Source organism: Marinobacter sp. Hex_13 (genome assembly GCF_001566815.1).
Lineage (GTDB): Bacteria > Pseudomonadota > Gammaproteobacteria > Pseudomonadales > Oleiphilaceae > Marinobacter > Marinobacter salarius.
Genome location: NZ_LSMM01000023.1, coordinates 56,909 through 72,078 on the forward strand (window position 1 = coordinate 56,909; position 15,170 = coordinate 72,078).

Annotated in this window: 14 protein-coding genes; 2 read left to right on the forward strand and 12 right to left on the reverse strand. The window is 55.8% G+C overall.

Going from position 1 to position 15,170, the window contains the following annotated elements:
• Positions 1 to 11: 11 nt before the first annotated feature.
• The gene (locus tag AXW11_RS05140) at positions 12 to 2,945 is read left to right on the forward strand and encodes a transporter substrate-binding domain-containing diguanylate cyclase (RefSeq protein ID WP_082040584.1); all 2,934 of its coding nucleotides are present in this window, start codon (positions 12 to 14) and stop codon (positions 2,943 to 2,945) included.
• Between the two features lie 47 nt (positions 2,946 to 2,992).
• Positions 2,993 to 3,964 carry a cysteine synthase A gene (gene cysK / locus AXW11_RS05145; protein WP_075195618.1) on the forward strand — a complete coding sequence of 324 codons (972 nt, stop codon included), beginning with the start codon at positions 2,993 to 2,995 and terminating at the stop codon, positions 3,962 to 3,964.
• Between the two features lie 73 nt (positions 3,965 to 4,037).
• Here the strand turns inward: cysK and AXW11_RS05150 are convergent, their stop codons facing one another.
• From AXW11_RS05150 to AXW11_RS05205, 12 genes are all read right to left on the reverse strand, one after another.
• Positions 4,038 to 4,616, reverse strand: coding sequence for a porin family protein (locus AXW11_RS05150; RefSeq protein WP_036211188.1), 579 nt, complete (start codon positions 4,614 to 4,616; stop codon positions 4,038 to 4,040).
• Positions 4,617 to 4,766: 150 nt separating this feature from the next.
• Positions 4,767 to 5,054 (reverse strand): hypothetical protein, encoded by a 288-nt coding sequence (locus AXW11_RS05155; protein WP_075195617.1) that lies wholly within the window; start codon positions 5,052 to 5,054, stop codon positions 4,767 to 4,769.
• Complete coding sequence (locus AXW11_RS05160) at positions 5,051 to 5,959, reverse strand: esterase/lipase family protein (protein ID WP_041335473.1); 909 nt, start codon at positions 5,957 to 5,959, stop codon at positions 5,051 to 5,053. Before AXW11_RS05160 ends, AXW11_RS05155 begins: the two co-directional genes overlap by 4 nt.
• Positions 5,960 to 6,062: 103 nt before the next feature.
• Positions 6,063 to 7,382: a glycerophosphodiester phosphodiesterase family protein gene (locus tag AXW11_RS05165; RefSeq protein WP_041335470.1), complete on the reverse strand. Its 1,320-nt coding sequence runs from the start codon at positions 7,380 to 7,382 to the stop codon at positions 6,063 to 6,065.
• Between the two features lie 71 nt (positions 7,383 to 7,453).
• Positions 7,454 to 7,963, reverse strand: coding sequence for a hypothetical protein (locus tag AXW11_RS05170; protein ID WP_091644160.1), 510 nt, complete (start codon positions 7,961 to 7,963; stop codon positions 7,454 to 7,456).
• 2 nt (positions 7,964 to 7,965) lie between these two features.
• A complete protein-coding gene (locus AXW11_RS05175; RefSeq protein WP_036211199.1) occupies positions 7,966 to 8,289 on the reverse strand; it encodes an ElaB/YgaM/YqjD family protein in 324 nt (107 codons plus the stop codon).
• Positions 8,290 to 8,493: 204 nt separating this feature from the next.
• On the reverse strand, positions 8,494 to 9,342 hold the full coding sequence (locus tag AXW11_RS05180; RefSeq protein ID WP_075195613.1) for a DNA ligase: 849 nt from the start codon (positions 9,340 to 9,342) through the stop codon (positions 8,494 to 8,496).
• A complete protein-coding gene (locus AXW11_RS05185) occupies positions 9,330 to 9,776 on the reverse strand; it encodes a DUF4124 domain-containing protein (protein WP_075195612.1) in 447 nt (148 codons plus the stop codon). Before AXW11_RS05185 ends, AXW11_RS05180 begins: the two co-directional genes overlap by 13 nt.
• Before the next feature lie 117 nt (positions 9,777 to 9,893).
• Positions 9,894 to 10,769, reverse strand: coding sequence for a hypothetical protein (locus AXW11_RS05190; protein WP_085678578.1), 876 nt, complete (start codon positions 10,767 to 10,769; stop codon positions 9,894 to 9,896).
• Positions 10,744 to 13,608 (reverse strand): toxin VasX, encoded by a 2,865-nt coding sequence (locus AXW11_RS05195; RefSeq protein ID WP_091644158.1) that lies wholly within the window; start codon positions 13,606 to 13,608, stop codon positions 10,744 to 10,746. The genes AXW11_RS05190 and AXW11_RS05195 overlap by 26 nt, the downstream gene beginning before the upstream one ends.
• Complete coding sequence (locus tag AXW11_RS05200) at positions 13,601 to 14,467, reverse strand: DUF4123 domain-containing protein (RefSeq protein WP_075195609.1); 867 nt, start codon at positions 14,465 to 14,467, stop codon at positions 13,601 to 13,603. Before AXW11_RS05200 ends, AXW11_RS05195 begins: the two co-directional genes overlap by 8 nt.
• Positions 14,467 to 15,170, reverse strand: a 704-nt coding sequence (locus AXW11_RS05205) for a bacteriophage T4 gp5 trimerization domain-containing protein (RefSeq protein ID WP_502690936.1), incomplete at its 5' end; no start/stop codon positions are given. The genes AXW11_RS05205 and AXW11_RS05200, both read right to left, overlap by 1 nt.

Below are 15,170 nucleotides of genomic sequence, written 5' to 3' on the forward strand. Positions count from 1 at the left end.
TGAATCACCCGATGAGCGCTGTAATTGCCTGGCAAAGGCCATCTCTGATCACACTGCTTGCTAGCATTTTCGGTGTACTGGCGCTCACCTTCCTATCGATGCCTGCCTGGCCCTCTGTAAAAGAACCCATCTCCGTTGGCATTGTGGCCGACAACAAACCTTACACGTCCATGGCGGGCCGCACAGCCTCCGGCTTCTCTATCGATATAGTCCGGGAGGTGGCTAGCCAGTCAGGATTGGACATTGAGTTTCGGGCAGGCAGTTGGCCCGAAGTGTTCGGTGCATTCCAGCGCGGCGACATCGACGTTATCGAAGGAATTTCATACAACGACGGCCGCGCCAGAACCATACAGTTTACCGAGCCGTACCACATTCGCCAGATGCATCTGATGCATGACCCAGCCAACCCGCTCAAAGACATTGATTCCCCGGGATCCCTCAATGACTACCGTATTGGCGTTGTGCGTGACGCCTATTTCCGCGATGCACTTGAAACGGCGGGCTTGTCGCTCGTCACCTACGATTCCATTCCTGGTCTGGTCCGGGCACTGGCCTTCGGCTGGGTGGACGGCATCATCGGTCCTGAACTGACCCTGAACTATTACGCTAACGAGGCCGGCTTCCGGTTTTTGGAGATTGCTGGCCCCGCACCGTTGGGAGAATGGTCGAAAGAAGACTTTCGACTTGGCGTTCTGAAATCAAACGATGAGTTGTTTGACGTGGTCAGCAGCGGCCTGGCTGCCATTCCCGATAAGCGCATTGAGGAACTGTTCAAGCGGTGGCAGGAATACGGCGGGACCAGCATTGCTGAATCGTCGGGTTTTACCCTGAGTGATGCCCATCAGCACTACATCAGTGAGGTCGGCCCGGTACGGGTGGGCTTTATGAGTGACTATGCGCCCTTCAGCTTTCACGACGCAGACGCGTTGCAAGGACTGTCCGTTGACGTGCTGAACCGGATATCGGATCTGACCGGCCTGCAAATCGTACCGGTGCCCGGGCAATGGTCGGAACTGTACCCCCGGTTTATGGACCGTGACATTGATATCATGGCCAATATCTCGAAAACCGACGAACGCGAAGCGTTCATACGGTTCACCCGGCCCTACCATACCATTCCCAACGTCGCCTTCACTCTGGATAAGAATCTGGCATTCAGCTCGCCAGCAGACTTGCAGGGACTGAAGGTCGCTATTGGTTCAGGTATTTACTACGAGGGACCCCTTCGTGAGGCATTGGGCGACAATGTGTTCGCTTTCACCTCCCAGCAGGCCATGTTCCGGGCTCTGGCTGAGGGCTCCGTCGATGTTGCCTTGGCAGCCCTGCCAAACGGAAACTACTGGGTGAGGGAGCTTCGCATTGCCGGAGTGAATATTGCCGGCGAAATGACCCTTGATGGCATGCCGGGAGAAGACCTGCGCTTTGGCGTGCGTCCCGCTCTTGAGCCGCTCGCCTCTATAATGGACGCCGCATTGGAGGCCATCAGCCCAACGGAAATGCGCACTATCGAGAATCGCTGGCTTGGCGCTTCCGCCCGTCGTAACCGGACACCGGCCACCGGCCCGTTAACGTTCTCCGATGCCGAACAGGCCTGGCTGGCCGACCGCAACCGACAACTGACCATCTGCGTAGACCCTGACTGGCTGCCACTGGAGGGCCTCAGCGAAAACGATAAACACCTCGGTATTTCCGCCGACATCTTCGCCCTGTTTGCGAATCGTTCCAATATCACATTCACCCCTCTTCCCGTAGACAGCTGGTCCGAGTCCATAAAGGCAGTCAAAAACCGACACTGCGACATGCTTTCCATGGCCATGGAAACACCGGAGCGGCTTGAATACCTGAATTTCACAAAACCCTATATCCAGATTCCCAGCGTGCTTCTGGGACGTGTGGAAGCCCCCTACATCAATACACTGGACGACATGGGGGACCGACCGGTCGGCGTGGTTAAGGACTACGCTTTTCTGGAACTGCTGAGGACAACCAATCCCGGCCTCAATCTGGTGGAAGTGCCCAGCGAACAAACCGGACTGCGCATGGTTCAGGAACGGAAGCTGGCGGGGTACCTTGGCACTCTGTCCACCGCCAGCTACAACATGCAGGAGCTGGGTTTGGCGGACCTGAAAGTGCTCGGGCGAATTCCCGCAGACTGGACCCTGGGAGTCGCCACCCGGAATGACCAGCCCGAACTCTTCAACATCATGCAAAAATTGGTGTCCAGCCTGACGGAAGCGGAGCTTAAAACCATTGAACAACAATGGGCAGGACTCAAACTGGAACAGACCGTCGACTACACCCTGGTATTCCAGCTCATCATGGGTGCCGTGGTGCTCTTGGGGTTGCTGTTCTATTGGAACCGCAAACTCGGGCGCCTGAATCATGAACTCGCTGCGGCCAATGACCGCCTTGCGCATCTCAGCGTAACAGACGACCTGACTCAGATCGGCAATCGCAGCTATTTCGACCGTGAGTTCAGCAAGAGCTTCCATTGGTGTCAACGACACGGAGCCGGCTTTGCCGTGGCGATGGTGGACGCGGACCATTTCAAGGAAATCAACGACACCTACGGCCACGACGCGGGCGACCGTTGTCTGGTGGCGCTGGCAGATACCATGCGCTCTCACTTTCGGCGTGACACAGACCGCCTTACCCGGTTCGGCGGTGAGGAGTTTGTGATATTCACCAGCTTCAGCGACCGTGATGAGCTGGTTTCGCGGCTGGAAGCATTCCGCGAGGGTCTGGCGGGGCAAGCCACCTGCTGCGACGACGAACAGATCCGCTTTACCGTGAGTATTGGATTGGCCACTGGCACACCCGGCAAGGACACGGTGCCGGCGGAATTCCTTCGGCTGGCAGACAAGGCGCTGTATCTCGCCAAGCAAAACGGCCGCAACCGCCTGGAAGCTCTCACCACTGAAGATCAGGCAGCCAGACGGGGCTAGCTGATGCTATCCTTTTGCGACAGGGAAAACGCAAAGGAGACGACACCATGGCTAAGATCTACGAAGACAACTCGCTGTCGATCGGCAACACCCCGCTGGTCAAGCTTAATCGGGTCAACGAAGGGGCCACCATCTGGGCCAAGATTGAAGGGCGCAACCCGGCCTATTCCGTGAAGTGCCGGATCGGTTCCGCCATGATATGGGATGCGGAAAAGCGTGGCGCTCTCAAACCCGGCATGACGATCGTCGAGCCCACCAGCGGTAACACCGGCATCGCGCTGGCTTTCGTCGCTGCTGCGAGAGGCTACAAGCTGAAACTGACCATGCCGTCATCCATGAGCCTTGAGCGCCGCAAAGTACTGAAGGCCATGGGGGCGGAACTGGTGCTTACGGAGCCGGCGAAGGGCATGAAAGGCGCCATCGCCAAGGCCGAAGAGATCGTTGCTGAAGACCCGGACAACTGCTTCATGCCACAGCAGTTCGAGAACCCGGCCAACCCCCGCATCCACGAGGACACCACCGGGCCCGAAATCTGGAACGATACCGACGGTGCCATCGACATCTTCGTGTCCGGGGTTGGTACCGGCGGCACCCTGACCGGCGTAACCCGTTACATCCGCAATACCAAAGGCAAGGCCATCACCACCGTTGCCGTGGAGCCGGAAGACTCGCCAATCATCACTCAGGCCCGCGGCGGTCAGGACCAAACACCAGCACCCCACAAGATCCAGGGCATTGGCGCCGGCTTCATTCCGGGCAACCTGGACATGGACCTGGTGGACCGGGTGGAAAAAGTCAGCAATCAGGACGCCATGGACATGGCGCACCGGTTGATGCAGGAGGAAGGCATCCTCTGTGGTATTTCCTGTGGTGCAGCGGTTGTGGCTGCGGTCAGAATCGGAAAGCTGCCGGAATTCAAGGGCAAGAATATCGTGGTGGTTCTGCCGGATTCCGCCGAGCGCTACCTGTCATCAGCGCTGTTCGCAGAGCGGTTTGGCGAGCTGGAAAACGTTCAGTAATACGGTAGGTATTGCAGAGAAGCTGATAAAAAGCCCGGGGCCAGAACCGCCCCGGGTTTTTCAGGTACTTACGTTAGAACTGGAAACGCATACCAACACGACCGGTATCGAAGTCCGGCCCGTCATTGGTGACCTGGCCATTGAAGTCGTCTTCGTCGATATCAACGTTGTAGCGGTTGTATTCCGCAAACGCCGTCAACTGTTCGGTGACCCGGAAATCAACACCGGCACCGACAAATGGATTGACCTCATCGTAGGTCTCACTTTCGTCAAACGCGTCTACATCGAACGACGAAGCAAATGCGCCAGCCTTAGCATAAACACCAAAGGTATCTGTCAAAGGCAGCCGCCCGATCAGGCCAAGGGAAGTACCCTTCAACTTGCCATCGACGTCATCGTCGCCAAAGTTGCCGAAATCAATGTACTCGGCTTCCAGGGCGAAGAACTGGTTGAACTGGTAGCCCAGCCCCACGCCGAACAGATCGTTTTCATCATCAAACTCGCCACCATGGGCTTTGTAGCCACCATAACTGCCGCTCAGATATACACCGGAGCTGTCGCGATCGGTGTTGTCCTGGGCTGATACAACCGGGGCGGCCAGCATGGCCGAGGCCAGAACCGTTACATAGGCAAAACCGGATTTATAGCTCATATCGCATCCATCCTTCTGAGTTCGGAAATGATTGATTTCCTGTTGGATTAACCGGTAAAGCGTCATACCGATTACCTGAACTCAGGCTACCTACAAATCGGCGGGATGTGGGTTAAATGCACAATACGGTCTGTTCACCTCATTTTCATGTTAGTTAATGTCAGCCTTGCAACTTTTCGGCGCATTGACGTATTTCACGGATGCTTCAAGACTGGCAGCCGCCAGCGAAACGCTGCGATAGGAGAGACGGGAAATGCCGTGGTGGATGGAGCGAACAGCCTCACTCCAGGGCCGGGCAATCGGCACCCGTTGCAGAATATTGAAGGTTTCATCCGCAATCGACAGATGAATACGCTCCACTTTGAGAGCGCCGTGATTGAGGCCACTGGCTGTTATATCGGCAACGCCAGCCCACCAATTGCGATTATGTTCGCTCATAACAGCCACTCCTTCAGTTGGCTGGCCACATCCGGGTGATGGGCCAGACGGATATGGTCAACGCCGGGGAAGCTGGCGACACCACTGAGTGTCCAGCCCCTCCGCTCATGGCCACGAGCACTGGATTCATGCACCAGCGCATCTCCAAACAGGGCGTTGATCGGATGTTGACGGGATCGCGCCAGCAGGCCACAGACAACGTAATGCCGGGTTCCGGGTAGCAGAGGAGGTTCGCCCTCATTCCCATGAACAACCTCCCCGCGGGACAGATTGCGAATACCCTCACTGCGCAGATCGATCACCTCACCCACCACGCGCAGGTAATCCCGTGGTGCCCGGTTCATCAGGTCGGCTGTGGCCTTCGCGCCTTTTGCCAGCCAGGAACCATCGTGTGGCGAACCGATGTAGACACAGTCGGTGAGTTTCTCAACCCAGCGGTGAGCTAGATACTGACCATGATGGCAGGCACTGCGAATCAGCAACCCGCCCATACTGTGGCCCATCAGAATAATTCGCTCAACTGGCACCGGCCAACGGCGGATCAGGGTTTCCAGAAGCTCGGCAAGGTCTTCGCCATTGCGATAAATCGGTCGGCCGGTGTTGTAGCGAAGGGTAAGCGGTGTGATGGAGCGTCCTTCGTCAGCCAGTAGGGACCCGTAGTGAGTATCGGCTTGCCCCGGAAGGTCCCAAACCGTCTCCAGTTCCATCAAACCATGTATGGACAGGCACAGTGTCGAACCGGGCGACTCCACTGCGGGTGCCGACAAGTCAATGGGCGAGCGCCCGTGGAAGAACTCCATGGGCACCGCCAAAGGGTTGTTTCGCGCCTCAAGCCAGTCCCCAAGGAACCCGCTGAGGATGGCCGAGGCGTGTCTTTGCCACACCGGACTGGTGTCTGTATCCATGCACAACCGCTACCGTTTGATGAGTTATCACCAGTCTACTCCGATAACGGCATTAACGATTGGCTGAATTTTCACCAGTTTACGGCGTCGAGGCAACTGACCTTCAATGGCCCCGGCCGGCAAGCCCCATGCAGTTGGCGTAGAAAGTGGTGGTGGCCGGCCAGTCCGAGAAGATACCAATCACCCCAACCTCCCGGGCCAGCACGTCAATCACATTGAACACGTCGCCGTCGTTATTGATGGCGTCGGTGATGGTCTGGTGATACCAACCCCCGCCATTGGCCAACGGACCACTACGCTCGACCGTCCAGGCGATCATATCCAGCCCCGCTGCCTTGGCGTTTTCAGCGTAGTCCGACGGCACGATCTGCTGGTGGCCATCCAGGGTCAACATTTTCCACAATGCGGGGGCCAGGATATTCACGCCTTGCGCAGACAGGCTTTCCATCCACGCCAGGGAGGAATTCTCCGGTGTCAGCGGCTCCTGATCCAGAAACACAGCCTGTCGTCCAAACCGCGGCGTTTCATTGACCCAGAACAGTACATCATCCAGCAGGAACGACTGCGGCCAGACATCCCTCGGGTTCACGCCGGCTTCAACGTAATCCTGAATCATCTGGCGGGCGTAATCTTCCTGGCTGTAGTCGCCCTCATAGGGCATCTCAACCACCGGCGTTTTCAGTTCCGGCGTGAACTTCACACCCAGTCGTTTAAAGAGTTCGATGCTCTCTTTATGGGTCAACAGGGTGCCGCGACTGCTGTAAAGCTCCGTGCGCCAGTCTGCCGTGCCTTCCAGGTACTCCTCCGGCGTGGTTGCCATGGGGTTGAAGGCGTCCATCTTGCCTTCCAGTGACTTGAACTCCTCCAGCGTGATATCGCTGGTGCGGCATTCTGCCTGCGCCTCAGTGCCACTTGCCGGGTCCGCCGGGACAAACGGCTGCGTACACTTGGCGTTCAGTTCCGGAATCGTCACGATGTTGGTGGTGGTATGGAGATCATTCTGTGCGTGACGGCAAACCAGCTCCCGATCCTTGGTAAAGGCAACATCGCACTCCAGGATGCCAGCCCCCATCTGGGCGGCCGCAACATAGGATTCAAGCGTGTGTTCCGGGAACTGCAACGGCGCACCCCGATGGCCGATGGAGAAATCCGTAGGACGGATTTTGTCGGCGCGGCAGGACTGGAGCCGGTCTTTCAGGCGCCCCTCATCCATGTCTTCCACCAGCCAGAACGGGCGCGGCCCCAGATGGACCTCGCGTTTACCCCGGTGATGTCTGTCCTTCAGATCCGGCCACTTGTCGTGCCATTTTTCAAGGCCTGGCGGAGTCCAACGATCCTCCTTGCCATGCCAATCCGGTGCCGCATGGGCGGCAGAGAATAGAGACATCAGTAATGCCATAACCAGTAACGTGCGTAACTTCATAACAAGCTCCCTGTGCAATGAATGGTACTGCACGGCTATTGTCGGCGCGGGGGGGTACGCTCAGGTGACGATCATGTGACTGGCGCGTCCGTGCCACTTTCCCGTGAGTCCGTTTTGTCTTTGTCTCGGTCCTGCTCGGCCTCAGCTTCCTTCATCAGGACCATGCCGCCCTGCAACAGCAGTGACTTCAGGCGAGGATCACCCTGCTCCACCACACCAAGAGTAAATGCCGCAAACACCGCTTCCAGTGGATTGTTGCGGACAAGGTCTCTGATGGCATCGATTGGTGACGTGGAAGACTGGTCATCACCCTCACCGGCGGCACTGGCGGTTTTCTTGGACGTAGCCGGACGAGTCATTCGATAGAAAAACAACGCCAGCAACAACAGGCAGGACATGCCCGTCACCGCCATGGCGCCGGCCTCCCCCATCACGGGCGATAAAGCCAGCATGGCGGCATTGACGAGCATGTAAAAACCGGTAATCAACAGGGCGACCAGCAACACAAAGGCCAGCATAAAACCTATGATGGCCGCGACTGCCTTGCGCAAGACGCCCTGTAACCAGGCGGAATCGGGCATGATCAGCGGTCCAGCAACCGGCCAACCAACAAGCCTGCGAGGAACATGAGCACAACACTCAGGAACGGCCGCTCCTCGATTTTGTGCTCAACATCGTGCACCGCTTTACTGCTCGCATCCCGGGCACGGTTGAAGGCCTCATCACCGCGTTGCCGGACCTGATCAAAGGCCTCACGGCTTTCCCGGCGAATTTCATCACGAAGGCTGCTGATATTGCTCTTTTGCCCATCAGCAACGGCTTTGGTGAGCTTGGAGAGATCTTCGCGAAGTTGCTGCAAATCTTGCCTGACCTGCTCGTACTCGTTCTGACTGGATTTCGCTTCCATTTGTTGCCTCCTTATCAGTATGTCGTACTGCTATTTCGGCTTTCGGTAACGATTCACATTGTCCACTGACTACCGGCATCAGGGTTGCCCTGACAGAGCTGGCATTCAGCAACCATGGAAAGATATAGAACGACCACGGTTAAAACCACTGTAGCACAAGGTATGGGGCGGTAGATGAAGACCTCGTAATTGAGCGCCCCAGGATCACGGCGCCTCGGGTTCGTCATTGCGAATCCGCAGAAAACTGGCAAATCTGGGAAGGCCTGTCGACGTGAAGCCGTAATATTTATAGGTAATGGTAGCCCCAACCGGCGGCGGATCTTCCCGTTGCTCATCACTGAATCCGGTACCAATGTGGAACTGGCGGCCATCATTCCGCCTTACTAGAACTGATCCAAGCATGCCTTCGTATTTTCCGCTGCCGGCAAGATGCGCTACCACGACCGCCTCGGCATCATCGTAACGCTTCACCTTCAACAGATCATCTGAACGGCCAGTTGAATGAAGGCTGCCGCCGCGACGCAGCATCAAACCCTCGCCGCCCTCGGACACCACCTTGTCCAGCGCCGACATCAAACGCTCATGATCCGTGGCCTTACGTTGCACGACCATGGCCAGGAATGGCGACGGTGATGGCTGCACCAACGCTTCCATAGCCGCAACACGTTCAGCAAAGGGCTGATCGAGCGCCGGAAGGTCAAACACCATAAACCGGATCTGGCGCCAACTGGGATCGACCGGTTCCAGCCGGCGCACCGCGCCGGACAGCTCCGCAAACCGGCCTCGCCCCATCCAGAGTTCGCCGTCCATGGGCACATCGGGAAAGCCCTCAGTAAACCAGTCAGGCGCCCGATACTCGTTGCCACCCCGGGACCAGAACCGCTCACCGTCCCAATAGGCCCGTACACCGTCCAGTTTCTCGCTTACCCAATAATCATCGAGGGCAACGCCTTCGTCGTAGACACCGGCCAGCGCCAGTTCCGGTGGTTCTGCATAGGCGTTGAACGCGGTAAAGAGGGCGAAAGCAAACCAAAACGGAATCAGGCGCCGCATTCACTCTGTACCTTCGCACGAAACTCCTGGCGGATACGCTCATTCTCCTCATCGTCGACAAACACCCGCTCGCCCTCCTTGTTCAGCCGGTACATACGTGAAACGCTCTTAAGATGCTTCAACCGTGCCCGTAAGGACTCACAAAGAGCCTCATGCTTTGCCGCTTTCGCCTCCTGCTTGGCTTTCGCTTCATTGCGCTCAGCCCGCTCCTGCTCGGTTTGCTCGAGGAATTCATTCATCCGCTCCTTGCGCGCGCGGGCATCGGCATCCGAAGACGGTGCGGGGGCTTTTAGCTCTACTTCATCAGAGGCTGCATTCACCGGCGGTCGGTCCCCGAAGTGGGTCTGGCCGTTTTCATCGACCCAGCGGTAGGTACCGGCCTGGGTGATGGGGGTAATTAGGAGGCAGAGGAGGAGTAGGAGTCCTTTCTTCATTTTTTAATCTCCGTATACGGGACTATAGTTACGCTTTACAAGAAAGATGGCTGTCGAGCTGATCGTCGTAGTTGAAACCTATATAAGCCAGAATCAGCCAATGCAAATAGCGGAGAATCAGTAGTAGTTAATCTTCCCAAATATTGCTTCAATCTCTTTCGGCCATTTGTACTTGAAGGGTGAAAACGCCCACCAATACATTGTGGGCATAAAAGTTATTAGCAATAACGTGTCGACGACACGTGCTGCCATTGACTTAGAGGGTATATCCTTGCGATATGAGTCGTAATTCGCCATAACAAGATTATCAGCGTCCTCTTCAACGACCCCTTCGTTGTAGTATCTGACAATAAAGTTCCATTTCCGATACATATCCTCTTCCTTAAACCCGGAAGATATCTTTTTGCGCTGCAGAGGCATCTTGGGGGGCTTTCCGCAAAAGTAATGCTTTTCACGCATGAACAGGTGGGCGTAGTACTGCCGCTCCCACACAACACCGGAGCCCAGATACTGCCAGTTGTAGGAAAAGGCTACTTCAAGCTCGTCCCAAGGGATCCGGTAGAAGGTGCCCCGGTGCCCTACGTACACAAAGCCCTCCTTCCGGTCGATCCGGATCGGTAATGTAAGCGGAAAGAAGATCTCAAATAGGTAGATGGCTACCCAAACGGGCCCGAAAGCGACCAATACCGCCAGCAGTGCCTTCGAATAGAACAGGCTAACAATCCAGCCCAACACCAGCACGACTGCCATGAACAGATTTATGACAGACAATTGGAACCGCCTAAAGATCAAGAAGGCCGACCGGATGTCCATGAACCTTTCGCTGAAGTAGGCGACACCATACTCCATGTCCTCCGAGGAATCGGACACCCCCACCACTTTCCGGGCCGGTGGGCTGGCAAGCCGACCACCATGAGTGCGGTATAGCTTTTTTTCCAGCTCTTGTTCCAGGTCCGTTTCCGGAAAATCACACTTCAAAGGCGAGTCTTTCATCGACACCCAGTTCCTCTACATCGTTTCCATTCAGGATAATACGGAGCCCGTTTTCACCCGTGACTTTGCGGCCGTCCTTCTCATACTCAATCAGCATTTCAAGCTGGTCACATTTGTTGTGGTTGTAGTGGTCAAACCGATACAGCAAACCCTCCGGAGGGCCGCCTAGCCGCTTCATGCTGTCAAACAGGCGGGTAATTTCCCTCGGTTCACTGTCTCCGAACCAGTTCGTGTTCACCTCGAACAGCTTGATGGAATACGTGCAGGTCCCCGCACTATAACCAGGAAAATACACCACAAAGGAGGTCATTTCCGACATGACCTGATGCTCACCCCGGTTTATATCCCAATGTCGACCGATATGCTCGGTCACCCTAACAATGGGAGAAAACAGCATGTAATAAAACGCATCCAGTTCCGCTTCAAAATAACGCCTGACATCGACGCCTTCATCCTGAGAAATAACCGCTCGGCTTTCCTCTAGCAGTTCCGCGCTCGACGGCCTGGACTGTTCATCCCAGTAACGCAACGTAGGAGCATTGCCCCAGAAGGACAGTGACAGAAAATCCTCGATCCGGGACCGGGCGATGTATAGCTGTACCACGCTGATAACAAAAGACACCGCAATCAGAACCCCTCCCACTACGAGCACAACGGCCACACCTGCCCCGGTAACCGCACCCGCCACTGCCAGAGAAGCCAAATAAGTTATACCGATGCTCAGTCCGATCTGAACCCCGGACAGGGCCGCCATCGTGGAATGGCCCGTGTTCAAAGCCCTGTAGCCCCTCTGCCCTTCCAAACCTATTGTGAGTAAAACACCCACATAGGGAAGGTACTTAACAGTCGCTCTCGCGATGACCTTTGTACCTTTAGACAATATTCGAACAGCTTTTGCACCGCTAAGAGCCACCGATACCCTGGCCCCAGCTACTGACAGGTTCGCCCTCTGAGCCCTGACGAACTCTTCTCTGACCAACAACCCGCTGAGGTTGACCACGCCTTCGCCGATGCTCCAAAGGCCAGATAAAAAATACCCCCACCGATCAATGACGGATCGGTCGCCCAAAATCACGTCCTGCTGGGTTTTGTCCAGTCCGGAAAACAGGCTTACTACGTTAATCGCGTGAAAGAAGGTTACGGCGCCGATAAACTTACCCCGGTTCTGTTTAATGCTTTCAACCACCGGGTCCAGCCGGGTATGAAGCCAGCCAAAGGGATTGTCCTTGAAATCCGGGGTCAGGTGGAACACGTCGATCATGGTGCCACGCAGGTAATTCCTGATCCTGGCATCCGCCATGCCGGCGGCCAGTGGCGTCATTGTCAGTTCAGACAGGTTATGGCCAGCAGCTTCCAGTGATTTGCGGTGGACCGCCGTGAGCAGGTCCGTCGCGGTATTCAGGGTGATTCCCTGTCGATGAACATCTATGCCATAGCGTTTCTGGACGGCCTTGGTCCATTTTTTCCACTGCGGCCAAGTCTGAGGGTCTTTCGCCCAGGTTCCCATCTTTGCGGCGGGGGCGGCAAATTCCAGCATCAGAACATCAGTGGCAGTGCTCACTCGCACATGCGCCGGCATGTCGAAGATACTGTCGACGATCTTCAGGCGACCATAATCAAAACCGGGAAGGTCTTTCAGTTTCTGGGCAATACCGTTGGTGGCAGATGCCAGGAACAGCACGGTACTGAGCATGTTACCGACAGTGCCGGCTTCGCCTTCGTCTGCTTCCAACCACCGCTCGGCGTCTTCCTTGCCCTTTTCTGCACCGACATAGCCATCCAGTATATCCGCCAGTTCCTGCTCAACCGCCTCGAACCCTTCCGCGCAGTAACAGTCGTTGAACTCCAGTTTCCTAGCCAACTGGACGGAGTCAATCCACCGCTTCCAGTCGTCGAATACCGATGCCCGGGCCTGGTCATACTCTTCAAGCTGTTTGTGGTAGCTTTCAACGAATGCGTCTTTTTCCCCTGAACGAATTCGTTCTTTCAGTTCCTCGGTGACTTCCTGTTGGTCTTCAGGCGTTTCCTTTTTGCTGGCCTCACGGGCGATGAGCGCATCCACCATCTGGGAGGTGGTGTAGGGGTAGGCGTTCTCCTCCGCGTAATTCATAATCAGATTTACATGAAGGGCGTGCAATTGGCCCAGCTCGGAGGCGATACCGATTTCATCTTCAAGGGCAACGCAGTATGAGAACTCGGTTTCTTTCTTGCACTGCCCCTGCAAATCCGACTCGCTGATTCCTTGCGCGAAATCCGTCAGGCTCCACTCGAAATCCATTGGTTCTGGCCGAAAATCTTCAACCACTCCGTTTATGGCTTCGGTTTCACTGATATTTGCACCTTCACGCTTTTCCGGAAGCCCGCTCAAGTCAAACGGCTGCATATGCTCGTCGCGGACCTGTGCATCTGTTCGTACAAGTTCCTGCAAACGCACAGTCCATCGATGCTGCACGAATTTCAGGAGCACCTTTCCTCCAGCCGGGTGATGTATAGCGGGCAAAGCACTTTCAGCATCGACATCTGGAAGCAGTACAGAGTTCACACCGGGCTGTACTTCGGTTATCAGGCCCTGCTCATTGACCCGGTACTCATGTAGCGTTCCGAAAACTTCGGAGAACATGTAGACCCAACCGGGTGTCAGTTTTCGAACACAGTAATGAGTGGTTCCAAGCGCCACGGAAGGTGGGCAGAAGTTGGGGGGCAAAGTAACCTCTTCCTGACTGATCGCCCAGCGCACCGGATACAATGCAACGGTTTTGAGCTTGAGAGGGCACATTTGTGCCGCTGAGTCGATGTCATCAGCACCCTGTAAAAACGCTGAGCTGTTAGCACTACCCATGGACCAGTCCCTCCGTAGACTTTTTCTCGGCGAATTCTGCAATTCGCGCTATGGCTTTGCCTGGTACTGCGGAATTCTCTTTCCACAGAGTCTGTACTTCACTGCCTTCGAATGCATGGTGCCCAAGCCAGCCGATTGTGTTGATATACAGGGCGATACCGCGGGTACTGTACAATCCCCGCGCTTTTGCTCCGTCGACTAGCGCAGAGACTGCCCCCCAATCCTGCCCATCTGCATTCGTTTTCTGAAGCAAATGGGGAAAGTAGTTTGCAACGTGAAGCTCGAGCTTCCTGAGGGCCGTCTCTTCCGCTGCTCTCTCCATCGCAACCTGGTGTTCCTCACGAATGCTGAACATCTCAGCCTGTTGCTCACTATTGGGTTGGTCATTGTGAAAGAACTCCCACTCACCCGTGCGACGATCCTGAATGGCGAACAGGCTACAAGGCCCCATCAATCGCCTCACATCTTCACCTGATGAATCCAGCTTCAACAGATGCCGCGCGATTTCAGGATCATAGAATCGGAACACAACGTCATCCCCCGTCACCAACCTGGCCATAAGCAATCCACGCAAATGGTCCATGACCCCTTCAAAATTGCAGTCAGACTGCATTGCGATCGCTACACCCTGAGACTTCCACTCTTCGAAACATCTAAGTGCCAGAGAGCTGTCTATTCCCGTTTCAACCAGCCATGGTGAAATTTCCAAAAGGTCAGCAAGCTCAGTTTCCCTGTAGAGCGCATCGCAATGAGGTGTTTCTAGTTCACGATAAATAATCTGGGACAAATCATTCACTTTTGCACCGTCGACAAGAATGAACGTTCTGCCCTTATCGGGAAATTCAGCCAGCTTACCCATCAGACCGCCCCTTGCGATTCTGGCGAGCAAACCTGGCAGATACCCTTACCCTGGTTCGCGGCATTTTTGATGGCGCGTATCTGGTCGGGCTTGGCCATCGGTCTTTGGGGTGTCTCCAGCAGTTCTTCAGCCGCAACAGCCCCACCATTCTTCTCCACCAACCCCGGCATTTCCGGCACCTGAACCTTCTGCCCACTGCCCTTACCCGGCGATCCACCGGCATTCAGCTTGATGGCGGCGCCGCCCATGGCGACACCGCTGGGATCGATCTTTACGAAACTGCCGCCGGCCTTGAGGGTGATTTCGGCACCCGCTTCGATGACGGCTTTCTGGCCGGCCTTGATGTGCAGTTCGGTACCGGAGTCGCTGAGCCAGGCGGTGCCGGCTTTCAGGTGCAGGGTGCCGGTGACGTTGAAGCTGTGGTCCTTGCCGGTTTGTTCCCGTTTCTCACCGTCCACGGTGGCGTGGTCATTGCCCTTGATGTGGGCCTTGCGATGGCGGTCCACGGTCAGGTGGCTGTCATTTTTGATGACTTCGGTGCGGTTGTTTTCCGTCAGCAGGTCCAGGTCTTTCTGGGCGTGGACGTAGATCTGTTCCTTGTCCGCTTCATCCTCGAATCGCAGTTCGTTGCTGCCCTCACCCTTGTGGGTCTGGGTCTTGAGAGTGGTTCTGGTCTTGTGCTCCGGCAGCGCGTACGGCGGGG